This window comes from Bradyrhizobium sp. Tv2a-2, assembly GCF_000472425.1.
In the GTDB taxonomy this organism is placed as follows: Bacteria; Pseudomonadota; Alphaproteobacteria; order Rhizobiales; family Xanthobacteraceae; genus Bradyrhizobium.
The window spans coordinates 420485-442910 of record NZ_AXAI01000002.1 but is presented as its reverse complement, the minus strand read 5'-3'; the positions used below and the strand labels follow the sequence as shown (position 1 = coordinate 442910).

The window sequence follows — 22426 nt, the reverse complement described above, 5'->3', positions numbered from 1 at the left end:
TGCGTTGAGCTGCGTCAAGCTGGCCGCCGGCTGCCTGGTTTGACCTCGATCAAATCAGGCTTCCGGTAACGGATTAGCGTGTTTGGCATCGAATACATTCTCTGAATTCGCGGAGTCTCCCATGCGCGCCCACCAAATCATGACCAAGCCGGTCATCACGATCTCCCCCGATGCGACGATCGTCGAAGCAGCCAACATCATGCTGCAGCGACATGTCAGCGGCCTCGCGGTCGTGGAGGGCGGCGGCAAGCTGATCGGAATCGTTTCGGAAGGAGATTTCATTCGGCGCAGCGAGATCGGCACCGAGCGTAAACGTGGTCGCTGGCTGCGTTTCATCCTTGGCCCGGGCACATCCGCCTCCGATTTCGTCCATGAGCACGGTCGCAGGGTTTCCGAGGTGATGACGAAAGACCCATTGACGATCACCGAGGACACGGCGCTGGCAGAAATCGTCGACTTGATGGAGAAGAACAATGTCAAGCGGCTGCCGGTCGTCCGCGGCGATAAGATCGTCGGTATCGTATCGCGCGCCAACCTGCTGCAGGCTGTTGCAGGTCTAGCCCGCGAAGTCCCCGACCCGACCGCCGACGACGATCACATCCGCGAGCGTATCATCAGCTCCATGGAGAAGAACGATTGGTGCCCGTTCGGCCTCGGCGTAATCGTCAGGGACGGCATCGTTCACCTGAGCGGCGTCATCACCGAGGAAAATGCGCGGCGGGCCGCCGTCGTCGCTGCGGAGAACGTCGAGGGCGTGAAAAAAGTGCACGACCATCTGTGCTGGGTCGACACCATGTCAGGCATGTATCTGAACTCGCCCGAAGACGAGGACATGGAGAAGGCGGGCTAGTTACAGCAGCTTTCCGTCCGGTCCAAAGAACGGATGCGGGCCGTCGAACGTGCCGATCGGCACCTGATGGGTCACCAGGGTACCGAGCCCCTCTCCTGGCAACCAGACGTGAAGATGCAAGGCGGGCGGCTCGACCTTGAAGGACGGCTCGCGCAAATGACCCAGATCAAGGTCGACGGCATGATTGGGCGCCGGACAGATCGTGCATGGACGGCCCGCGAACGTCGTCAGAGACGCCCGATGAACGTGCCCACAGGCGATGAGCTGGACTCGCGGGTGACGCCGGACGATCGTAGCCAACTCGCCGACGTTCTGCAGATTCTGGCTGTCCATGTGCCAGATGCCTGCGACGAAAGGTGGATGGTGCAGGAACACCAGCGCCGGGCGATCGGCCGATGAGGCAAGCGTGACTTCCAGCCATTGCAGTGTCGGCTGGCCGAGCTCGCCATGCGGCTTTCCATGCACGTTCGAATCAAGGAGCAGGAGATCGAGGCCGCCGACTTCGATCTTCTGGTCGAGAGGACCGCTAGAAAAAGCATAGGACGCCTTCGGCAGAGCCGCCCGCATCAACTCGCGGGAGTCGTGATTGCCGGGCACGGCGGCGTACGGCAATTTCAAGGGCTGCAGCAAGCGGCCAAGGTGGTCGTATTCCTCGACCGTCGGCGTGTCGGCGAGGTCACCTGAGATCACCACGAAATCGGGCGCGGGATCCAAGGCATTGAGTGTCGCCACGCATCGCTCCAGCGCCTTGGCGGTGTCGACACGGCCATAAGCGAGCGAGCCCGGCGCCTTGATATGCAGATCCGAAATCTGCGCGACGAGAACGGGTTTTTCTGACATGGCTCTCAATTCTCCGACGGCAACAGCCTGACCGCGTCGGGCGAGATCGACAGCCCGACCTGCTCGCCGGCCTTGGCTTGAATCGTATTCGGCGCATCGACGGTCAGCGGTTTGTGGGATGCGCCGGTGATGACGAAGCGCTGCCGATCACCGATGAAGCTGACGCTGTCGATCGTTCCCGACAACGAACTACCGTCGGCTGCAACGATCCGGATGGTCTCGGGGCGGATCATGGCGATGGCATCGCCCCGACTACCCTCGCCAGCGATCGGCAATTGTCCGCCGGGCAGCACCAGTTGTCCGTTTACAAGGGGCGCTTCCACGATGTTCGCAGCCCCAATGAACTCCGCAACAAAGCGATCCTTCGGCGCAAAGTAGATCTCGCGCGGCGAGCCGATCTGGGCGATCGCGCCCTTGCGCATTACAACGACACGATCGCCGAGCTCCATGGCTTCGGCCTGGTCGTGGGTGACGTAGATCGTGGTGATGCCAAGCGCCCGCAGCAGGCGGTTGAGCTCGCTGCGCAGCCGCTCGCGAAGCGCCGCGTCAAGCGCGGTCAGCGGCTCGTCAAGCAGCAAAATGCCGGGCCGGATCGCAACCGCACGTGCCAGCGCAACGCGCTGGCGCTGGCCGCCGGAGAGCTGGTCGATGCGGCGGTTCTCGAGCCCTGCGATATTGGTCAAGTCGACCAGCTCGGCGACCCGTGCCGTGCGCTCCGCCTTGGGCATGCCGCGGATCTTCAGGCCGTAGGCAATGTTTTCCGCGACGCTCATATTCGGAAAAAGCGCGTAGGACTGGAACACCATGCCGACATTGCGACGTTCGATCGGCACCGAGGTCATGTCCTTGCCGTCGAATAGCACCTTGCCGCCGGGATCAGGCAATTCCAGGCCCGCGATGATCCGCAGCATGGTGGTCTTGCCGCAACCGGAGGGCCCGAGCAGCACCAGCGTCTCGCCGCGCGCGATATCGAGCGTTGCCAGCTCCAGCGCACGGGTGCCGTCGGCAAAGGTCTTGCCGCATTTTTCGATGCGCACGGCGGCGCCGTGTCCACTGACAATGCTCACTTGGCAAGCTCCCTGTCGGCGAACAATTGCATGGCAACCAAGAGCGGAACGATCATGACGAAGAAGATCAGCGTGTAGGCCGAAGCCACCTCCAGCCGCATCGATGCATAGCTGTCCGCAAGACCTATCGGCAGCGTCTTGGTCAGGGGCGTGTGCAGCATCCAGGTCAGGTTGAACTCGCCGAGCGACAGTGTCACCACCATCAGGCTTCCCGCCAGAATGCCCGGCAGCGCATTTGGGACGATCACATCACGAAACCGTCGCCACGGCGAGGCGCCCAGCGACGCCGCGCCCTCGTCGAGCGTCTTGATATCGACGGTCGCAAAGATCGCCATCACCGATCGCACCATGAACGGCATGGTAAAGATGACATGACCGACCAGGATGAACAGCCAGGAACGGCGAAAGTCGCCGAAGCCGCCATAGGTGAGCAGCAGCGCCAGCGCAATGGCAAGACCGGGAATGGCGAGCGGAAGCGTGATGATTTCCTCGATCAAGCGCGAGAGCTTGCCGCCCCTCAAGTGCAGCGCATAGGCGGCCGGCACGCCGACGAGCAACGTGACGGCAAGTGTCGCCAGCGCGATCACAAAGGAAAGCAGAATGGTTCCGGCGTAGAGCTCCCAGACCTGGGCGACCCATTGCAAGGATAAGCCGGACCGAATTCCGCGAAAGTAATTTGCCGTGACGCCCGCGGTGATGGAGAGGCCGGCCGGCACCACCAAGAATGCGGCGACAAGCAGCGTAAAGACAAGCTGGCCGGTGAAGATCAGGCGATCGCGCATGGCTCTATCCTGCTGCGGCGACCGCGCCACCCGTGAATGAGCGGGCGAGCGCCAGGATACACCAGGTGATCACGCCGAGCCCGACCGACAGCGCCGCCGACGTCGCGAAATTCGCAGCCAGCGTGAACTCGGTGTAGATCAGCATCGGCAGCACGTCGATATTCGTCGCTAGCGTAAAGGCGGTACCGAAGGCGCCCATCGCGGTCGCAAAGGCAATGGCACCGGACGCAACGAAAGCAGGCACGAGCGCCGGCAGCACCACGTCGCGCTGCACCGCCCAGGGGCTTGCGCCCAGCGACCGCGCGGCCTCTTCGAGACCAGGGTCGAGCTTCTGCACGGCTGCCATCACGGTCAGGATGACGCGGGGAATCGAGAAATAGAGATAGCCGAGAAAGAGCCCGTAGATCGAATAGGCAAAGACCCATTTCTCGCCGACCAGGCGGTTCGTGATATCGCCGATGAGCCCCTGTCGCCCCGCAAGCAGGATGATCATGAAGCCGACGACCACGCCGGGAAATGCCAATGGGAATGTCAGCATCGCGATCAGAACGGCCCGTCCCGGGAAGCGATGGCGCTGCAGGAATATGCCGGCGATGGTCGCCACGATCAGCGTCGTCACCGTGGTCGCGATCGACAGCAACACCGTGTTGATCAGTGTCGCACGGTAGCGCGGCTCGGAAAGGATCGCGAAATAGCCCGCCAGCCCCTGCGGCCCTTCGGCGCCGGTGACGAGCAGGCGCGCCATCGGCAGCAGGAAGAACGCCGCCGTCACAACCCCGAGCGGCAACAGGCAGAACCAGACAAAGGATCGATGCGACAACAAAGGATAGTGCCCCCGCTCTTCTTAAGCCGAGGCACTATATTGCATCAACGGACTTCGGCGAGATAGCGGTCGACAAAGGCCTTTTGCACGTTCTCCATCGCGCCCCAATCGACGCTTTTGGCGCGTGCGTAGTCGCTGTCCGGCAGGAACTTGGCCTTGACGGCCTCCGGCAGTTCGATCGGGCGAGCCGGCCGCAGATAGGCATTGGTCCAGATCGCCTGGCCCTTGTCGGACAGGAGATAATCGAGCACCTTCTTCGCTTTCTCCTTGTCGGGCGCGTTCTTCACGAGACCGACGACATAGGGAAACACCACCGAGCCTTCGCAGGGAATGACAAACTCGAAATTGCCCTTCTCGTTGTATTTGGCGCGATAGGCGTTGAAATCGTAGTCCAGCAGGATCGGCATTTCGCCGGAAACGACGCGCGCATAGGATGTCTGCTTGGGAACGATCGGATCGTTCTTACGCAATTCCTTGAAGAAGGCGATGGCCGGGTCGAAATTGGAAGCGGAGCCGCCGAGCGCGAGATTGATCGCGACGGCACCGACATAGCCGACCGCTGCCGAGCTCGGATCGAGATAGCCGACCATGCCCTTATAGTCCGGCTTCAGGAGATCCTTCCAGCAGGCCGGCACCGGCTTGCCGCCGAGCGCGTCCTTGTTCACGAAAAGACCGAGCGTGCCGGAGTGGATCGTGGTCCAGTAGCCGTCGGGATCCTTCAGGCCCGCGGGCACCTGATCCCAGTTGGCCGGCTTGTAAGGCTCCAGCGCGTCCTGCGCCTTGGCCTTCATGCCGAAGTTCACGCCAAAATAGCCGATGTCGGCGATCGGATTGTTCTTCTCGGCCAGGATCTGAGCCAGCGCCTGACCGGAATTCTTGTTGTCGTGGGGAATGTCATAGTTCAGGTCGGCCTTGACCGCCTTCAGCATGGACGCCCAGTCCGCCCACTCCGGCGGACAATTGTAGCAGATGACGTCGGCCGCTTTAGCGGACTGCCACGGCGCCAGCACGGCCAGCACCAGCAACATCAGGGTAAAACGGACGAGCTTCATCATGCGTGCTCCAAATAACGGCAGGACCAAAGGAATGGCCTCCCACTATAGGGCGCATATGAAGGATTTGCGACGAAGCGATTTCCTTCGCCACAAAGCTGGACAACGCCGGGAGACCCCGACGGCTTGGCTCAGCGCGGCACTACGGCGGTGGCTTCGATTTCCACCCGCGCGTCTTTTTCCACCAGGCGCACGACCTGTACGAGTGCCATTGCCGGATAATGCGAACCGAGGATCTCGCGATAGGCCTGCCCAAGCTCTTTCAGGCTCGCCAGATACTCGTCCATATCAACCACGTACCATGTCAGCCGTACCAGGTGCTCCGGGCGCGCACCGCCCGCGGCGAGAATGGCCGCGATATTGCTCAGGGCCTGGCGCACCTGCGCGACAAAACCGGTCGCCAGACGTTCCTGGGCGTCCCAGCCGATCACACCGCCAGTGACTACAATGCGGCCATCGGCAGCCATGCCATTGGCATAGCCCTTGGGCATGGGCCAGCCGCTGGGCTGCAGGATCTGCGGACCAGTTGCAACGTCGTCTCTCGTAACCGGCAGCACCGCTAGGGTGGGCGCCTTTGGCGTGCTCACGAATAAATCCTCATCATTCAGATAGCTTCATTCCGCGGCCATGCCCGGCGATGCGTGACCGGCCTGCGCGATCTGCCTCAAGGCAAACCGCTTCAGCTTGCCGGTCTCGGTCTTGGGCAGTTGCGCGACAAATTCGATCGCACGCGGATATTTATACGGCGCGATCTCGTGTTTCACATGATCCTGCAGGGCCGTGACGAGCGCGTCGTCACCGCTGAAATCCGGGGCCAGAACTACAAAGGCCTTCACTATCATGCCCCGCGCTTCATCGGGCGCACCGACCACGCCGCATTCCGCCACGGCCGGATGCGACAGCAACGCTGCCTCGACCTCGGGACCTGCAATATTGTAGCCGGAGGAAATGATCATGTCGTCCCCGCGGGCGACGAAGCAGAAACGCCCGCTCTCATCGCGGAGGAAGGCATCGCCGGTCAGATTCCAGCCGTCGCTCACATAGTTGGTCTGCCGGCTATCGGCGAGATAGCGACAGCCGGTCGGCCCACGCACTGCGAGCTTGCCGACCGTGCCGGCCGGCAGCTCGTTCATATCCTGGTCCACGATCTTTGCTTCGTAGCCGGCCACCGGATACCCGGTGGTCCCGGCAACGGAATCGCCAATCCGGTTGGTGATGAAGATATGCAGCATTTCCGTGCTGCCGATGCCGTCCAGGATCGGCTTGCCGGTCTTCCGGCTCCAGCTTTCAAACACCGGCGCCGGCAGGGTCTCGCCTGCCGAAACGGCAAGACGCAGCGAAGACAGATCAGCGCCCTTGTCCATCGCGGCCATCATCACGCGATAGGCGGTCGGTGAGGTGAAGCAGACCGTGGCCTTGTAGGTTTCGATGATCTTCACCATCTCCGGCGGCGTTGCGTTTTCAAGCAGCGTGGCGGTGGCGCCGAAGCGCAACGGGAAGATGGCAAGCCCGCCAAGCCCGAAGGTGAAGGCGAGTGGCGGAGAGCCGACGAAGACATCGTCCGGCGTGACCTTGAGCACTTCGCGCGCATAGCCATCCGCGATCATCAGGAGATCGCGATGAAAGTGCATCGTCGCCTTCGGTTCGCCCGTTGTGCCCGAGGTGAAGCCAAGCAGGGCAACATCGTCCCGCCCGGTCTTCACCGCATCGAAACGAACCGGCTTGTTCAGTGCGACGCGGTCGAGTTCGGCATCGTGATTGGACGTGCCGTCGAAATTGACGACCTGCTTGAGGAAGCGGCTGGTCTTGGCGCAAGCGACAAGCTCGTCGGCAATGCGGCTGTCAGTCAGCGCAAGCGTGGCCTCGGCCTTGTCGACAATCCTAGACAATTCCCCTGCCCGCAGCATCGGCATGGTGTTGACGACGACGGCACCGGCCTTGGTCGCCGCAAGCCAGGCGGCCACCAGCGCCGGATTGTTACCCGAGCGGATCAGCACCCGATTGCCGGGCTTGACGCCGTAATTCTCAACCAGCGCATGCGCAAGCCGATTGGACCAGTCCGCAAGCTCCTTGTAGGTGCGCATGCGGCCGTTGCCGATCAAGGCGATGCGATCGCCCATCCCCATCTCGACAATACGGTCGGTGAGCTCAACCCCGACATTGAGATAGTCGGGATACTGAAATTCAGGTCGGTCGAGCAGCAGATCCGGCCACAGATCGAACGGCGGAAGATTGCGCCGTGCGAAATCGTCCACATGGCCCGACGGGCCGAGATTGGGAATTCCACCTGACATCTCTCATTGCCCCTCTTGTTCGGGACCAAAGTTCAGAACGCCCGGCAGCGCTTTATCCTTAAACATTTTATACTTAAAATAATTTGGCGCAATAGCGGAAATTCGAGCCTTCGGCGCCCTTTCCCCTGACGCAGGCGGCGATTAGCCGCGCGCCAGTTGGCTCAGCCGCGCAACCATCGGCGATGCCGGCTCGGCCAGGGGCGCGATCGCGGTAAAATGGTTGGCATCGGCAACCACGCCAAACTGCGTGGCAACGCCCGCGCACCCCCACTGCTCGACAATGGTGCGGCTCTGTCGGAAATATTCCGCGCTTTCGCGCCCGCCGACGACCGCATCAAGACTGGCGCCCTTTGGGGGCGACCGGAACAGCGGGCTCGCGGCCTTCGCGGACGCATCATCAAGGCGAAGTGCTCCGTTGACCGACGTTCCGACCAGCGGGACAAGGTCGAAAAGACCGGAAATGGCGTATGCGGCCATCACCAAGTCCTGCGGCAGCGCAGCGTCGATGGAGGGCCAATGCGTCGCCAGCATGCAGGCTGCAAGATGCCCGCCTGCCGAGTGTCCCGCGATCACCAGCCGTTGGCCGAGCTTCGCCAGAGCCTGGGTCGCAGCACGCATCTGTTCAATGATGTCCCCTACCGTAACGTCGGGACAGAGGTCGTAGGTCGGGATGGCAACGCTGATGCCATGGCTATTCAGACCGCGCGCGCAGTGGCTGAACGAGGAACCGTCCAGAGCCTGCCAATAGCCGCCGTGGATGAAGACGACGATCGGGCCTTGTGTATCGCCGGCGAAGAAATCGATCCTGTTGCGGGCGCCAGGCCCGTACGACATGGCACGCTGCGGACATTGCGTCCGATAGGCCGCAGCGTCCCGCGCCCATCCCGCAATCAATGCAGGGCTTTCCGGAACCCTGGCCCGGTTGTTGTATTCGACCTCGTAGTCGATCTCTGCCATTTGGTTCACGGAGTCCGTCGGCCAGCGGACTTCTGTGCCGATGCCTTGGTCTTGGCCAACAGCCGCATCAGCTCACGCACATCCTTTGGGGTGAGATCCGAGAACAGGTCCGCAATCCAGGTCTCGTGCTCCGCGGCCATCTTGCGGAACTCCGCGCGGCCGGCCTTGGTGAGACGGATGACCTGCACGCGGCGGTCGTTTTCCGATGTGCGACGATCAAGATGGCCGGATTCGACAAGCCGCTCGACAAGCCCGGTGACATTGCCGTTGGACACCATCATGCGCTTGGACACATCCGACAGCGTCATGCCGTCGGGCGCCTTGTCGAGCTGGGCCATCAGATCAAAGCGCGGCAGCGTAACATCGAAACGCTCGCGCAAGCGGCTCCGCACCTCGCCCTCGATCAGGGTCGTGCAGGTGAGGAGCCGGAGCCACAGCCGCAATTCGTTGCCGTGATCTTCAGGCAGTTCAACGGCCTTGGTCTCGGAATCCAGCATCATGATGCGATCATACCTGCCAGTGGTGGCTCCCGCCTGCGTCGTGGCGGACAGGACGGCCATTATTTTGACCTTCAAATATTTTCGATCGGCCCACAAGTCAAAATTGCAGACGATCCCGGGCATGGCCGGCCTTGGGGCCATTTTCTTTAGGCTTCAAGTAATTGGCGTGCCCCTTGCATGCTGGAGGCGGCGGGCATCCGCGCGTCGCCGCGCCGCTTGCAGCAAGCGCAGTCGTCAGAATAAGCTTGCGGCCACGCGGCCCAGTCATTCGGCTCAAGGCGGGAGCCGCCGATCATCAGGGGAGTTGCCATGAATAAGCAATCGCTGGGGGCCGGGCTGGCCGTCCTGTTGAGCATGGTCTCGAGCGCAGCCGTCGCAGAGGACAAGATCAAGGTCGGCGTGATCGTGACGCTGTCTGGCCCCGCGGCGGTGCTCGGCCAACAGGCGCGCGACGGATTTGCGCTGGCGGTGAAGGACCTCGGCGGCAAGGTGGGCGGCAAGGATGTCGAAGTGACCGTGGTCGACGACGAGCTCAAGCCCGATGCGGCCGTCACCAAGGTGAAAGGCCTGCTCGAGCGCGACAAAGTCGACTTCGTGGTCGGCCCGATCTTCTCCAATATCCTGCAGGCGATCCACAAGCCTGTGATCGACACCAAGACTTTCCTGATCAGCCCCAATGCCGGTCCTTCCAGCTACGCTGGCAAGGAATGCAGCCCGTTTTTCTATGTGACGTCGTACCAGAACGACCAGGTGCACGAGATCCTCGGCAAGGTCGCGCAGGATCGCGGCTACAGGCGCGTCTATCTGCTGGTGCCGAACTATCAGGCGGGACGGGATTCCGTCGCTGGCTTCAAGCTCGATTACAAGGGCGAGATCGTCGAGGAGTCCTACATGCCGCTGGGCACACTGGATTTCCAGCCGGAGCTCTCAAAGATTGCTTCGCTTAAACCCGACGCAGTGTTCACCTTCATGCCGGGAGGCATGGGCGTCAACCTGGTGAAGCAGTACCGGCAGGCCGGACTTGCCGACACGATCCCGGTGCTGTCGGCCTTCACCGTCGATGAATCGACCTTGGCGGCCCAGCAGGACGCGGCGATCGGCATGTTTGGGGGCGCGGATTGGGCTCCCAATCTCGACAATCCGCAAAACAAGAAGTTCGTCAGCGCTTACGAGGCCGCCTACAACAGCGTACCCGGCTCCTATGCCATGCAGGCCTACGATGCGGCGATGCTGATCGACAGCGCCGTGAAGGCGGTCAAGGGTGATCTCAGCAACAAAGAGGCCGTTGCGGCCGCGCTGAAGAAAGCCGATTTCACGTCATTGCGCGGCAGCTTCAAATTCAACGCCAACGGCTATCCGATCCAGGATTTCTACCTTACCAAGGTCGCCAAACGCCCGGACGGAAAATTCCAGACCGAGATCGTCCAGAAAGTGTTCGAGACTTACGGCGACCGCTACGCCAAGGATTGCGCGCCGGGCAACTAACGAGAAGGAAACGACGCATGAAAAGCGAGATCGCCGGCATTACGCGGGCCAACGAAGGCATCCAGGGCATCGCCTGGAATATCCTCGGCCAGACCTATGTGCCGAAAAGCCGCACGGAGCACAGTTTCTCCTGGCACGCGACCTTTCCACCCGGCACCTTCGTGCCGCCTCATATCCATCCCGACCAGGATGAGTATCTCTACATACTGGAGGGCCGGCTCGACTTCATGCTTGATGGCGCCGATGAGTTCGCAACGCCTGGAGACACGGTACGCCTGCCAATGGGTAAGCCACATGGCATTTTCAACAAGTCACAGCAGCCGGCCAAGACGCTGTTCTGGGTGTCGCCGACGCGCCGGCTCTACGATCTGTTCTGGGCCATCCACAACATGAAGCACCAGAATCCGGAGGACGTGGTCAAGCTCGCAGCTGAGCACAACATCCACTTCCTGCCACCGCCTCCGGGCTAACTGGCCTGACGATCATCCTGCCGCGACACGACGCGGGCGGCGAAACCTGCCCGTGCGGCGTAGCCGCGTACGATCGCCTCGCGTGATTCGTAGTTGAGCACGCTTTCGATGTCGGTAAATCCCTGCGGCGCGAGCTGCTCGACCGCATCGATGACACCTTCCGGACCACCGCGGCGATTTGAGGCGACGATCTCCGCGGTCATCGGCAGGCGCTGGCGCTCATAGGCCATCAGGCCCTGGCGCGGATGTTCGCTGCGCGCCAGGGTATCGGCGAGACAGCGCGCGTCCAGGACGGCCTGCGAGGCTCCGTTTGAGCCGACGGGGTACATGGGATGCGCGGCGTCGCCGAGCAGCGTCACGCGTCCGTTCGACCAATAGGGCAGCGGGTCGCGGTCGCAGCAGGGATATTCCCAAAACTCCGGCGTGGCGCGTACCAGGGCGGCGAAGTCAACCTGGGGAATGGAGAAGCCCGCCACATGCGGCATGAGTTCCTCGGGCTTGCCAAGCCTCGACCAATCCTCCCTGCGCGGCGGCGGCGCTGTCCCGTCACCGATCCGGACCAGGACCGCCCAATTGGTCAGGCGGCTTGCCGGGCTCGAGCCTTCGGCAATCGGGTACACCACGGCCTTGGCGCTCAGGCCACCCGCGATGATCATGGAACGGCCAGTCAGGAAGGCTGGCCAATCCGCCGCGCCTCGCCAGAGCATCAAGCCGTTCCAGCAGGGTGGCCCCTCTTCCGGAAACAGCGTCTGCCGCACCTTCGAGTGGATGCCGTCGGCGCCGATCAGAATATCGCCACGCGTGGTATGCAAATGCGCGCCACTACGGTCGAAGAAGTACGCAGTGACCCCGCCCTCATCCTGGGTGAATGAACCAAGGCGGCAGCCGGCGTGGACGGCGTCGACGCCCAGCCGTTCAAGCACCGCCTGGTAGATCACGCCCTGGAGCCGACCGCGATGTATGGAGAATTGCGGCACGTCGTGGCCGGCGTCGAGCCCACGCTTCTCGTGCCAGACCTGCTGGCCGTGACGGGTGAGATAGAACAATTCGGCGGTGCGGATCGCGACGTCGTCGAGGCGATCCAGGAGGCCTATTCCGGCAAGCTCACGGATCGCATGAGGCAAGGTGTTGATGCCGACGCCGAGCTCACGGATGGAATCGGCCTGCTCGAACACCTCGCAATCGATGCCGCGCGCTCGCAACATCAGTGCGGTGGTCAAGCCACCGATCCCGCCACCGACAACAATGGCCTTCATCGCCCTTACTCCAAGCCAGAGGACGAGTTACGCAAAACCCACATAAGGTCGCACGGACCTTCACTCCGCCGCAAGCGGCTTTGTCGCCTCGGCTTTCAGCTCCGCCCGGGTCTTCGGCTTAGCCTTAATTTTCAGATCCTCGAGGTCCTGCCTCTCCCGCACGCTGTTGCGGAAGATCTGCTCCTTGCCCGGCAGATATTGCGGCGGGCAAAACACATCGCCCGCGCCGTACCAGGCGGCAGCCTTGATGGTGAAGGCGGGATCGACAAGATGCGGGCGGCCGAGAGCGACAAGGTCCGCCCGACCGCCTGCCAGGATGGTATTGACCTGGTCGGCCGAGGTGATGTTGCCGACGCACATGGTGGCCACGCGCGCCTCGTTGCGGACCTGATCCGAAAACGGCGTCTGGAACATGCGGCCATAGACTGGCTGCGCATCGCGCACGGTCTGCCCCGTGGACACGTCGACAAGATCAACGCCTGCGTCCGCGAACGCCCGCGCGATCTGCACCGCGTCATCGCCGGTGATGCCGCCGTCAGCCCAGTCGGTTGCGGAAATACGCACGGACATCGGCTTGTGCTTGGGCCAGACCGCGCGCAACGCCTCGAAGACCTCAAGCGGGAAACGCAGGCGATTATCCAGCGAGCCGCCATAGGCGTCGCTACGTGTGTTGGTCAGCGGCGAAATGAAGCTCGCCAGCAGGTAGCCGTGGGCGCAATGCAGCTCCAGCATATCGAAGCCGCAGCGCTCGCCGCGCTCGGCCGCGGCAACGAAAGCGGCCTTGACCGCTTCCATCGCGGCCCGGTCGAGCTCGCGCGGAACCTGGCTATCGGGGAAATAGGGAATCGGTGAGGCCGAGACGACATCCCAGCCGCCCTGTTCCAGGGGGCGATCGATGCCGTCCCACATCAATTTGGTGGCGCCCTTGCGACCGGCATGTCCGAGCTGAAAGGCGAACTTTGCCGCCGAATTGGCGTGCACAAAATCGACGATGCGGCGCCATGCACCTTCCTGCGCATCGTTCCACAACCCGGCACAGCCGGGCGTGATCCGGGCATCGCGACCGACACAGGTCATTTCAGTGAAGATCAGGCCGGCGCCGCCCATTGCGCGCGATCCGTAGTGCACCAGATGAAAATCGCCGGGCACGCCCTCTTCCGCCGCATACATGCACATTGGCGACACCACGGCGCGATTGGTGATTTCCATGTCCCGCAGGCGGAACGGCTGGAACATCGGTGCGAGCGGCTTTTCGACGTTGACATCGAAGCCTTTGGCGCGAACCTGCCTGGCAAAAGCCTTATCGACTTCGGCGACAAAATCCGGCGCGCGCAAATTCAGATTGTCGTAGGTGATCGCCTTCGATCGCGTCATCACCCCAAAGGCGAACTGAACGGGATCGAAATCCCAGAAGCGATCGACATGCTCGAACCAGACCAGCGAGACGTCGGCCGCATGTTGGGTTTTCTCGACCTCCTCGCGGCGGCCATGCTCGTATTTCTGGAGAGCTGCGGCGACAGTCGGGCTATCGCGCATGGCATCGGCCAATGCGATCGCATCCTCCATCGCAAGTTTGGTGCCCGAGCCGATCGAGAAATGCGCGCTCGCTTTCGCGTCGCCAAGCAGCACCATATTGTCCCTGACCCAGCGCTTACTGCGGATCATTGGAAAATTGCGCCACATCGAGCGGTTGGTGAGAAGCTGGTGGCCGCCGAGGAACCAGCCAAAGATCTCTGCCATCCGGTCAGCCGATTGCCGCTCGTTCAGGCCCTTGAGCCCTGCTCGCTCGAAGGTTTCGGGATCGGTCTCGAAAATCCAGGTCGAGCGGCCCACCTCATATTGATAGGCATGGGCAATGAAGGGGCCCCATTCGGTTTCCTGGAAGATGAAGGTGAAGGCATCGAGCGGCCGCGTCGACCCCATCCATGCGAACATGTTGGCGCGCACATCGATCTCGGGCTGGAAGTGATCGACATATTTTTCGCGGAAACGGCTGTTGATTCCGTCGGCGAGAATGACGAGATCGGCGTCCGCGAAACGGGACTCATCGTCGATATCGGCTTCGAAATGCAGGGTGACGCCGAGTTCGCGCGCCCGTTCCTGCAGGATCAGAAGCAGCTTGCGACGCGAGCAGCCGCAAAAGCCGTTGCCGCCAACCCGGTGCACCGTGCCACGAAAATGCACGGCGATGTCGTCCCAATAGGCAAATTCCTGGATGATGCGCCGGTAGCTCGGCGGGTCGTATTTCTCGAAATTGTCGAGTGTTGCATCGGAAAACACGACGCCGAAGCCGAACGTATCGTCGGCGCGGTTGCGCTCATAGACCGAGATCTCCGCCTGTGGTCGTTGCTTGCGTAGCAGAATCGCCGCGTAGAGACCGGCCGGTCCGCCACCGATAATCGCGACCTTCATGAGCGCCTCCGGTTCCCCGAACGAAAATTATTTTAAACCTAAAATAATTTTACGCAAGTCCCCGGTTTGGTCCTTGGCGCCACCCTAGTTGCCCTGGAAGACCGGTTTTGCCTTGTTGGCAAAAGCCTCGAAGGCGCGGGCAAAGTCGGCGGTGGTCATGCAGAGAGCCTGCGCCACCGCTTCCGCCTCGATCGCCTCCTCAACCGACATCGCCCATTCCATGGCAAGCATGCGCTTGGTCATGGTGTTGGCAAAGGTCGGTCCCTGCGCAATTTCGCGCGCGAGCGCCCGCGACTGCGGCAGGACCTGGTCCGGCGCGACGATGCGACTGAAAAAGCCCCACCGCTCGCCCTCCTCCGCCGTCATGAAGCGTCCGGTATAAAGGAGCTCTGACGCGCGCGTTTGACCGATGATGCGCGGCAGGAGCGCGCAGGCTCCCATGTCGCAGCCGGCCAGCCCCACTTTGTTGAACAGAAATGCGACCTTTGCGCCGGGCGCCGCCAATCGCATGTCTGACGCCATCGCGACGATCGCGCCTGCGCCGGCACAGATGCCCTCGACGGCCGCGACGATCGGCTGCGGGCAGGCACGCATCGCCTTGACCAGGTCGCCTGTCATGCGGGTAAAGGCCGTCAGCCCCTTGGTATCCATCTTGACCAGGGGACCGATGATCTCGAACACGTCGCCACCGGACGAGAAGTTGCCGCCGGCGCCGGTCACGACGACGGATTTGACCGAGTCATCGAAGGAACAGGCTCGAAAGAAATCCGTGAGCTCGCGGTAACTCTCGAAGGTCAGCGGGTTCTTTCGCTCGGGGCGGTTCAATGTCACCGTCGCCACGCCATCGGCCACGCCAAGCAGGAAGTGTTGAGGCGTATAGTCTGCCAAAGGCAAGGTAACAGGATTGGCTGGCCGGCTCATGTCATCTCCCTGGACTGCTTATCCGCTCTCATGCTTTCGAATCGCGCTTGCTATCAAATCTCTCCGCCGGCAACCGCGATGGCTTGACCGGTGATTGCACTCGCCTTCTCACCGCACAACCAAAGCACGGCATCGGCGACTTCCGCGGGACTAACCAGGCGTCCCTGCGGATTATGGCGCGCGAGCTCAGCCAAGGCCTGCTCGCGGCTGCGGCCGGTCTTCTTCATGATATTCTCGACGCTTGCCGAAACAAGATCGGTATCGGTAAATCCCGGGCATACTGCATTCACGGTGAGGGAGGTCCCGGCGAGCTCGAGCGCGAGTGAGCGCACGAGCCCCACGACAGCATGTTTAGCGGCGCTGTAGGCGCTCACATAGGGATAGCCCTTGAGGCCGGCGGTTGACGCAACTGCCACAATACGACCATAGGGTCGATTCTTCATGCCAGGCAGCACCGCCTGGATCGCATACACGACGCCCATGAAATTGACGTCGATCATGCGACGGAAGAATGCTGCGTCGGATTTGGCAAACGGCGCGGATTGGGCAGAGCCGGCATTTGCGACCAATATGTCGATCGGCTTCCGCGCCGCCGCAGCCGCAACCGCCGCGTTGACGGACGCCTGGTTCGCCACGTCGGCGACCTCAATGAAATGCGCCTCTCCGGCAGCCACTACCGCTTCCATCGTCGCGCGATCGCGCCCGATGATCGTGACTGTCGCACCCGCGCCTACCATCGCGGCCGCAATTCTGCGGCCGATGCCACGGCTGCCGCCGGTCACCAGCGCATGCGAAGAATGCGGCAATCCGGACATCGCGCAGGCTTCCCCGATTGGGTTCGATCTCCCTTGCGTATATTTTAGACTTAAAGTTTTTGCAAGGAAGGGACTTGTCGTTCAACCGCGGCGCAAAAATTGCTTTAAATATAAAATTATCGCTTCCCATCCAACAGGGGCCTGTTAGCATTGGCAGGTTCGCGAGACCGGAGACCGGCGTGCCTCAATCTGCGCCCATGAAGACCAACGACGCCCGCTTCACTTTTGAAGCGGCTGGCGAGGCGGGCCTGCCGCCACTGGTGTTCTTGCATGGTATCGGTGGCGCGGCGCGCGCCTGGCGGACCCAACTCGAAGCCTTCGGCGAGCGCTACCGTGCGGTCGCGTGGGACATGCCCGGTTATGGCGGCTCGTCACCGCTTGCGCGCGTCAGCATCGCTACCCTTGCCGAGGCGCTGCAGGATTTCCTGAGCGACATTGGGGCGGTCAAGCCCATCCTGGTCGGGCACTCGATCGGCGGCATGATCGTCCAGCAGTGGCTGGTGAACAATCCTCGCAGCGCCGGCGCCGTCGTGCTCGCGCAAACCAGCCCTGCCTTCGGCAAGGCCGACGGCGACTGGCAAAAATCATTCGTCGAAGCGCGACTTGGTCCTCTGGATCGCGGCGAGTCCATGGCCTCGCTCGCGCCCACGCTGGTCAGTGAGTTGGTCGGCGCCGATCCCGATCCCGACGGAATGGAACTTGCCCGCGATTGCATGGCCAGCGTTCCCGAAGCAAGCTACCGCGCCTGCATGCTCGCGCTCCTGGGCTTCGATCAACGCCAGGCGCTCAAGGACATCAAGGTCCCGACGCTGGTACTCTCGGGCAGCAAGGACAAGAACGCCCCCGCGCCGATGATGGCCAAGATGGCAAGCTTCATTCCCTCGGCAAACTATGTTGAACTTGATGGCGCGGGCCACCTTGTCAACCTGGAGCGCCCTTTGGCCTTCAACGCCGCACTCGATCAGTTTCTGAAGATGATCCCAACGGAAGCAACGGCATCATGACGGTACAAGTCGGCAAGAACGCAAACGCGATCGACAAGATCGCCCTCGATGCGCCGATCTTCGATCCCGCGGCTTTTCGCCTGACCGATGAGCAGGCCGGGATCATCGCGCGGGCGCGCGAGCTTGGGCAAACCGTGTTTGCTGGCCGCGCAGCCGCGTATGATCGTGACGCGAAATTTCCAGTCGAGAATTATGCCGATCTGCATCGCGCGGGCTTGCTCGGCATTTCGATTCCGAAAGAGCACGGTGGTCTCGGCGCGGAGTATCAGACCTACGCGCTCGCCGCCGCGGAGATTGGCCGCTACTGCGGCGCAACCGCCCTTACCTGGAACATGCATGTCTGCTCCACGCTGTGGTCGGGCCCGTTGGCCGATGATCTCGACATGGATACAGCGACACGGGCGGAGCATGAGCACCGCCGTGCGATCCACTACAAGCGCATTGTCGAGAAAGGGGCGGTTTATTCGCAACCATTTTCCGAAGGCGGCGCGGCTGCCGCGGGTGGCGTTGCTTTCGGGACCGAGGCGAAGCCCGTCAAGGGCGGATGGATCGTCAACGGCAAGAAGATATTCGCCTCGCTCTCCGGGCACGCCGACTATTACGGCGTGCTCTGCACCGAAATCGCGGAGGGTGAGAAGGCAACCCGCAGAAATACGCTGTATCTTGCGATACCAGCGAAGGCCGAAGGCGTTTCCGTTGTCGGCGACTGGGACCCGCTTGGCATGCGCGGCACGGTGTCGCGCACGTTGCTGTTCAAGGATGTCCTCGTCGAAGAGGATGCGGCATTGATGCCGCGCGGGGTGTATTTCCAGGCGGCATTGCGCTGGCCGCACATGTTCCTCACACTATCGCCGACCTATATGGGCCTCGCGCAGGCAGCTTACGATTTCACTGTGCGCTATCTTCGCGGCGAAGTTCCCGGCACGCCGCCGGTCAAGCGGCGAATGTATCCGACCAAGCAGATCACGGTCGCGCAAATGCAGATCAAGCTCGAACAGATCAAGGCGATCTGGTTCCAGGCGGTGACCGAGGCGCGTGCCAATCCCACCAAGGAGCAGGTGCTGCGCGCCTATGCCGCCCAATACTCTGTCATGGAAGGCGCCAACGAACTCGCAACGCTTGCGATCCGCACCTGCGGCGGGCAGGCCATGCTGAAGTCACTGCCGCTGGAACGCATCTATCGCGACAGCCGTTGCGGCTCGCTGATGTTGCCGTGGACCGCCGAGCTCTGTCTCGATCGCATCGGCAGGGAAGCTCTCTACGAGACCGGCGAAACGGACGATTAGCCGTGGATCTCTGCACGCTGATCGAACGCAATGCAGCTTTCGTACCGGACAAGCCCGCGATCCGTTTCGAAGGCGCAACGCTAAGCTATGCGGCCCTGGAGACACGGATCGAGCGGGCCGCGAAAACCTTGAAATCCAGGTATGGTGTCAACAGGGGCGACCGCGTCGCGATCCTCAGCCTGAATCGGCCAGACTATCTCGTCTTGCTCTATGCTTGCGCACGGCTCGGCGCGCTGATGGTACCGCTGAATTGGCGCCTGGCAGTCCCCGAGCAGTTGTTCATCTTGTGCGATGCGGGAGTCAAGGTTCTGGCACTCGAGCAGGCCTTTGCAGCGATCCTGTCGCCTCTCGAAGAAAAACTCCCTGACGCAGCCGTCATCGGCCTGGACTTCGCGCCGCCACGTGGGGACACTTGGAGCAGCTTGCTGACCCGGGCACACGGCGACGGCCGCATTCCGCATACCGACCTGTCTTGTCCGCTTTTGATCGTTTACACGTCGGGTACGACGGGACGACCCAAGGGTGCGGTGCTGCGCCAGGAGGCACTACTCTGGAACGGCGTGATGAGCCAGCACATGCACGACCTCACCTCGGACGATCATGTGTTGACCGTCCTGCCTTTTTTCCACGTCGGCGGCCTCAATATCCAGACCACGCCTGCGCTGCATCATGGTGCGACGGTCACCATCCATTCCCGCTTTACTCCCGACGCAACACTTGCCGCCTTCGAGCGTGACCGTCCAACTTTGACCGTGCTGGTACCTGCCATCATCCAGGCAATGACGGACCACGCTGGGTGGGCGACAGCCGACCTATCTTCCCTGAAGGCGATCTCGACCGGCTCAACCATTGTGCCGCAGCATCTGATCGACCGCGTTGTAGACCGCGGAGTGCCGGTGCTCCAGGTCTATGGCTCGACGGAGACCTGTCCTATCGCTGTCTACACAAGGCTCGGAGGCGACCTTTCGCGCGAAGGCTCGACCGGCCTGCCCGGCTTGTGCTGCGAGGCGGCAATCCTCGACGACGACGGACAGGAACTACCACCGGACTCAGCAGGCGAGATCGCCGTGCGCGGTCCCAACGTATTCTTCGAATACTGGGGCAACGAACAGGCGACGCGGGCGGCGCTGCACGACGGCTGGTACCGCAGCGGCGACATCGGCCGTCGCGACGCGGACGGCTACTTCTGGGTTCACGACCGCAAGAAGAACCTGATCATCTCCGGCGGCGAAAACATCTATCCAGCGGAGGTCGAACGCGTGCTCATGGAGCATCCCGACGTCATCGAATGTGGCGTGATCGGACGCGCGGACCCGCGTTGGGACGAGGTGCCGGTCGCCTATGTGATCAGACGATCCGAGACTGGGGTCGAGGCGGAGGACCTGAAGGCGCATGCACAGTCGCAGCTCGCTCGCTTCAAGGTGCCGCGTGAGATCATTTTTGTGGAGGACCTGCCGCGCACGGCCTTGGGCAAGGTTCAGCATTTCATGTTGAAGCAGTTCGACGTGCAATCACGCGAGCAGGGAGACGCCAATTGAGGATCGCGGTGCTGGGCGGCGGCAACGGCTCCTTCGCTGCCGCGGGAGACTTTGCGCTTCAGGGCCATGATGTGCGGCTGTGGCGCCGCGACCGTGATCTCGTTGCGACACACCAAGCTGCGGGCTCGCGTATTATTGTGAAAGATTCGAAGGGGCGGCACGACGTCAAGCTGGCCCTTGTGACCACCGACATCGCCGATGCGGTGCGCGAGGCGGAGCTGATCCTGTGCCCGGCCCCCGCTTTCGCCCAAGCGGACATCGCGCGCGCACTTGCGCCTCACATTCGCGATGGCCAAGTCGTCTTTATGCCGCCGGCGACTTTCGGCACGATGATCTTTGCCAATGCGGCGCGCGACGCCGGCAATCGCGCCGAGGTCTGCTTTGCGGAGACGGGCACCCTGCCGTGGCTGACCCGCAAGCACGCTCCTTTCGAGGTCGCCATTACAATCCGCGCCAAACGCCTGCCGGTCGGCATTTTCCCGCTGCGCACCGCGGATCATGCGCTCGACGTGATTGGGCGCGCATTCCCTGACGTGATTGAGCCCTGCGGCGATGCGCTTTCTGGCGCATTGATGAATGCCGGCCCCATCATTCATCCGCCGTTGATCGTGATGAATGCTGGGCCGATCGAACATTTCGAACGCTGGGATATTCACAAGGAAGGTACGCAAGCGGCGATCAGGCGCGTCACTGATGCGCTCGATGCCGAGCGTATCGCTGTGCGAGAGGCACTCGGATATGGCCAGCCGCACTTTCCTCTGGCACATCATTACGCCAGGGAAGGCGAAGTCTGGATGTACGGTCGCGGCTCGCATGATCGGCTGACCGATTCAGGCGATTGGCGCGAGCGGATTGCGCTGGCCGAGCATCGTTATATGCGCGAAGACTTGCGGCTCGGCCTGTCCTTGCTGGTTTCGGTTGCCGAACTAGCTGGCACCGCAACACCACTGGCAAGATCGTTTCTGGCTATCGGTGGCGCTATCTGCAACGAAGATTTCTCGTTGACCGGCCGAACTCTCAAAAGTCTCGGCCTTGGAGAATTGGACCGAAGCGAGCTGCAGCAGCTGTTACAGGAGGGTTTTACGGGATGAACGCGGACCGCCCTGCCGTCGCATGCCTGGGTGCAGGCCGCATGGGCCGCGGCATTGCGGTCGCGTTTGCCTATGCGGGCCACGCCGTCACGATGATTGACGTCAAATCGCGGTCGCCCGAGCAGTTTGCGGGACTTGAGGCGGATGCCTGCGACGAGGTGGCGAAAACGCTCGCGAGCCTGGCGAGGTTCGGACTGCTGAGGGATTCGGATGCTCAAACGATCATGAGCCGGGTGTCGGTCGTCCCCGCGAAGGACGGCTCCGCCGCTCTAGCAAGTGCCAACCTCGTGTTCGAGGGCGTTCCGGAGGTGGTCGAGCTCAAGCGCGAGGTTTTGGCCGCGGCCTCGAAGTCGGTCAGACCGGATGTCATCATTGCCTCCACGACGTCGACCATCCTGGTCGACGATCTGTCCGGCGCGATCGAAAATCCTGGCCGCTTCCTCAATGTGCACTGGCTCAATCCCGCCTATCTCATCCCCCTGGTCGAGGTCTCTCCGGGTGCGGCCACAGACCCCGCGGTCATAGTCAGGATCAAGGATTTACTAGAGGGCATTGGAAAGGTGCCCGTGGTCTGCGCCGCAAGGCCGGGTTTCATTGTGCCGCGCATCCAGGCGCTTGCGATGAACGAAGCCGCGCGGATGGTCGAGGAAGGTGTCGCCAGCGCCGAGGACATTGACAGGGCGATCAAGTACGGCTTCGGCTTCCGCTACGCAGTGCTTGGCTTGCTGGAATTCATCGACTGGGGTGGCGGCGATATCCTCTACTACGCAAGCCGCTACCTCGAGAGCGCGCTGGGTAGCGACCGTTATCGCGCGCCGGAGGTGATCCTACGGAACATGCGTGAGGGACGTATCGGCTTGCGCACCGGCGCCGGCTTTCTCGACTATTCCGGCCTCGATGTAGACGCTTACCGCGAGCGGCGGTTGGCCGAACTGGTCGATATGCTCAGGCACTTTGGGCTGGCGCGCCCGCCGGTGCTTTGA

The 22426-nt window shown here is 62.1% G+C and carries 21 protein-coding genes; 8 read left to right on the top strand and 13 right to left on the bottom strand.

Annotated elements, in window-relative coordinates:
- The first annotated feature begins 121 nt into the window (after positions 1-121).
- Complete coding sequence (locus A3AI_RS0105705; RefSeq protein ID WP_024514647.1) at positions 122-850, top strand: CBS domain-containing protein; 729 nt, start codon at positions 122-124, stop codon at positions 848-850.
- On the opposite strand, the gene A3AI_RS0105700 is transcribed toward A3AI_RS0105705, so the two are convergent.
- The 9 genes from A3AI_RS0105700 to A3AI_RS0105660 form a co-directional block, all read right to left on the bottom strand.
- Entirely contained in the window at positions 851-1690 is an 840-nt protein-coding gene (locus tag A3AI_RS0105700) for a phosphodiesterase (RefSeq protein WP_024514646.1), read from the bottom strand.
- 5 nt (positions 1691-1695) lie between these two features.
- Positions 1696-2751, bottom strand: a complete 1056-nt coding sequence (locus A3AI_RS0105695; protein WP_502685733.1) for an ABC transporter ATP-binding protein — start codon at positions 2749-2751, stop codon at positions 1696-1698.
- A 2-nt stretch (positions 2752-2753) separates the two neighbouring features.
- On the bottom strand, positions 2754-3539 hold the full coding sequence (locus tag A3AI_RS0105690) for an ABC transporter permease (RefSeq protein ID WP_024514644.1): 786 nt from the start codon (positions 3537-3539) through the stop codon (positions 2754-2756).
- Positions 3540-3543: 4 nt separating this feature from the next.
- Positions 3544-4359: an ABC transporter permease gene (locus A3AI_RS0105685; protein WP_024514643.1), complete on the bottom strand. Its 816-nt coding sequence runs from the start codon at positions 4357-4359 to the stop codon at positions 3544-3546.
- Positions 4360-4406: 47 nt separating this feature from the next.
- Positions 4407-5414, bottom strand: a complete 1008-nt coding sequence (locus A3AI_RS0105680; protein ID WP_024514642.1) for an ABC transporter substrate-binding protein — start codon at positions 5412-5414, stop codon at positions 4407-4409.
- 131 nt (positions 5415-5545) lie between these two features.
- Positions 5546-6001 (bottom strand): RidA family protein, encoded by a 456-nt coding sequence (locus A3AI_RS0105675; protein ID WP_024514641.1) that lies wholly within the window; start codon positions 5999-6001, stop codon positions 5546-5548.
- Positions 6002-6028: 27 nt separating this feature from the next.
- Positions 6029-7708 carry an AMP-binding protein gene (locus A3AI_RS0105670; RefSeq protein ID WP_024514640.1) on the bottom strand — a complete coding sequence of 560 codons (1680 nt, stop codon included), beginning with the start codon at positions 7706-7708 and terminating at the stop codon, positions 6029-6031.
- A 141-nt stretch (positions 7709-7849) separates the two neighbouring features.
- Entirely contained in the window at positions 7850-8665 is an 816-nt protein-coding gene (locus A3AI_RS0105665; RefSeq protein WP_036047458.1) for an alpha/beta hydrolase, read from the bottom strand.
- Positions 8666-8670: 5 nt separating this feature from the next.
- Entirely contained in the window at positions 8671-9165 is a 495-nt protein-coding gene (locus A3AI_RS0105660; RefSeq protein ID WP_024514638.1) for a MarR family winged helix-turn-helix transcriptional regulator, read from the bottom strand.
- 309 nt (positions 9166-9474) lie between these two features.
- On the opposite strand from A3AI_RS0105660, the gene A3AI_RS0105650 reads away from it, so the two are divergent.
- Entirely contained in the window at positions 9475-10650 is a 1176-nt protein-coding gene (locus tag A3AI_RS0105650; protein ID WP_024514637.1) for an ABC transporter substrate-binding protein, read from the top strand.
- Positions 10651-10667: 17 nt separating this feature from the next.
- Positions 10668-11120, top strand: coding sequence for a cupin domain-containing protein (locus A3AI_RS0105645; RefSeq protein WP_024514636.1), 453 nt, complete (start codon positions 10668-10670; stop codon positions 11118-11120).
- Here the strand turns inward: A3AI_RS0105645 and A3AI_RS0105640 are convergent.
- The 4 genes from A3AI_RS0105640 to A3AI_RS0105625 form a co-directional block, all read right to left on the bottom strand.
- Positions 11117-12376: a flavin-dependent oxidoreductase gene (locus tag A3AI_RS0105640; protein WP_024514635.1), complete on the bottom strand. Its 1260-nt coding sequence runs from the start codon at positions 12374-12376 to the stop codon at positions 11117-11119. The genes A3AI_RS0105645 and A3AI_RS0105640 overlap by 4 nt on opposite strands.
- Before the next feature lie 60 nt (positions 12377-12436).
- Positions 12437-14788 (bottom strand): bifunctional salicylyl-CoA 5-hydroxylase/oxidoreductase, encoded by a 2352-nt coding sequence (locus tag A3AI_RS0105635; RefSeq protein WP_024514634.1) that lies wholly within the window; start codon positions 14786-14788, stop codon positions 12437-12439.
- 84 nt (positions 14789-14872) lie between these two features.
- On the bottom strand, positions 14873-15709 hold the full coding sequence (locus A3AI_RS0105630) for an enoyl-CoA hydratase family protein (protein ID WP_024514633.1): 837 nt from the start codon (positions 15707-15709) through the stop codon (positions 14873-14875).
- Positions 15710-15762: 53 nt separating this feature from the next.
- On the bottom strand, positions 15763-16524 hold the full coding sequence (locus A3AI_RS0105625) for an SDR family NAD(P)-dependent oxidoreductase (RefSeq protein ID WP_024514632.1): 762 nt from the start codon (positions 16522-16524) through the stop codon (positions 15763-15765).
- Positions 16525-16721: 197 nt separating this feature from the next.
- Here A3AI_RS0105625 and A3AI_RS0105620 point away from each other — a divergent pair, with 197 nt between their 5' ends.
- Genes A3AI_RS0105620 through A3AI_RS0105600 form a run of 5 tightly spaced genes read left to right on the top strand, consistent with a single transcriptional unit; the run spans position 16722 to position 22426 of the window.
- The gene (locus A3AI_RS0105620; RefSeq protein WP_502685732.1) at positions 16722-17528 is read left to right on the top strand and encodes an alpha/beta fold hydrolase; all 807 of its coding nucleotides are present in this window, start codon (positions 16722-16724) and stop codon (positions 17526-17528) included.
- On the top strand, positions 17525-18814 hold the full coding sequence (locus A3AI_RS0105615) for an acyl-CoA dehydrogenase family protein (RefSeq protein ID WP_024514630.1): 1290 nt from the start codon (positions 17525-17527) through the stop codon (positions 18812-18814). Before A3AI_RS0105620 ends, A3AI_RS0105615 begins: the two co-directional genes overlap by 4 nt.
- A 2-nt stretch (positions 18815-18816) precedes the next feature.
- A complete protein-coding gene (locus A3AI_RS0105610; RefSeq protein WP_024514629.1) occupies positions 18817-20352 on the top strand; it encodes a class I adenylate-forming enzyme family protein in 1536 nt (511 codons plus the stop codon).
- A complete protein-coding gene (locus A3AI_RS0105605) occupies positions 20349-21443 on the top strand; it encodes an NAD/NADP-dependent octopine/nopaline dehydrogenase family protein (protein ID WP_024514628.1) in 1095 nt (364 codons plus the stop codon). The genes A3AI_RS0105610 and A3AI_RS0105605 overlap by 4 nt, the downstream gene beginning before the upstream one ends.
- Before the next feature lie 41 nt (positions 21444-21484).
- Entirely contained in the window at positions 21485-22426 is a 942-nt protein-coding gene (locus tag A3AI_RS0105600) for a 3-hydroxybutyryl-CoA dehydrogenase (RefSeq protein ID WP_036047551.1), read from the top strand.

Bases quoted from the DNA above. Each gene is read 5' to 3' on its own strand.
- A3AI_RS0105705 (WP_024514647.1), top strand. From the start codon at position 122: ATGCGCGCCCACCAAATCATGACCAAGCCGGTCATCACGATCTCCCCC.
- A3AI_RS0105700 (WP_024514646.1), bottom strand. From the start codon at position 1,690: ATGTCAGAAAAACCCGTTCTCGTCGCGCAGATTTCGGATCTGCATATC.
- A3AI_RS0105690 (WP_024514644.1), bottom strand. From the start codon at position 3,539: ATGCGCGATCGCCTGATCTTCACCGGCCAGCTTGTCTTTACGCTGCTT.
- A3AI_RS0105680 (WP_024514642.1), bottom strand. From the start codon at position 5,414: ATGAAGCTCGTCCGTTTTACCCTGATGTTGCTGGTGCTGGCCGTGCTG.
- A3AI_RS0105670 (WP_024514640.1), bottom strand. From the start codon at position 7,708: ATGTCAGGTGGAATTCCCAATCTCGGCCCGTCGGGCCATGTGGACGAT.
- A3AI_RS0105665 (WP_036047458.1), bottom strand. From the start codon at position 8,665: ATGGCAGAGATCGACTACGAGGTCGAATACAACAACCGGGCCAGGGTT.
- A3AI_RS0105660 (WP_024514638.1), bottom strand. From the start codon at position 9,165: ATGATGCTGGATTCCGAGACCAAGGCCGTTGAACTGCCTGAAGATCAC.
- A3AI_RS0105650 (WP_024514637.1), top strand. From the start codon at position 9,475: ATGAATAAGCAATCGCTGGGGGCCGGGCTGGCCGTCCTGTTGAGCATG.
- A3AI_RS0105645 (WP_024514636.1), top strand. From the start codon at position 10,668: ATGAAAAGCGAGATCGCCGGCATTACGCGGGCCAACGAAGGCATCCAG.
- A3AI_RS0105640 (WP_024514635.1), bottom strand. From the start codon at position 12,376: ATGAAGGCCATTGTTGTCGGTGGCGGGATCGGTGGCTTGACCACCGCA.
- A3AI_RS0105635 (WP_024514634.1), bottom strand. From the start codon at position 14,788: ATGAAGGTCGCGATTATCGGTGGCGGACCGGCCGGTCTCTACGCGGCG.
- A3AI_RS0105630 (WP_024514633.1), bottom strand. From the start codon at position 15,709: ATGAGCCGGCCAGCCAATCCTGTTACCTTGCCTTTGGCAGACTATACG.
- A3AI_RS0105625 (WP_024514632.1), bottom strand. From the start codon at position 16,524: ATGTCCGGATTGCCGCATTCTTCGCATGCGCTGGTGACCGGCGGCAGC.
- A3AI_RS0105620 (WP_502685732.1), top strand. From the start codon at position 16,722: ATGAAGACCAACGACGCCCGCTTCACTTTTGAAGCGGCTGGCGAGGCG.
- A3AI_RS0105615 (WP_024514630.1), top strand. From the start codon at position 17,525: ATGACGGTACAAGTCGGCAAGAACGCAAACGCGATCGACAAGATCGCC.
- A3AI_RS0105600 (WP_036047551.1), top strand. From the start codon at position 21,485: ATGGGCCGCGGCATTGCGGTCGCGTTTGCCTATGCGGGCCACGCCGTC.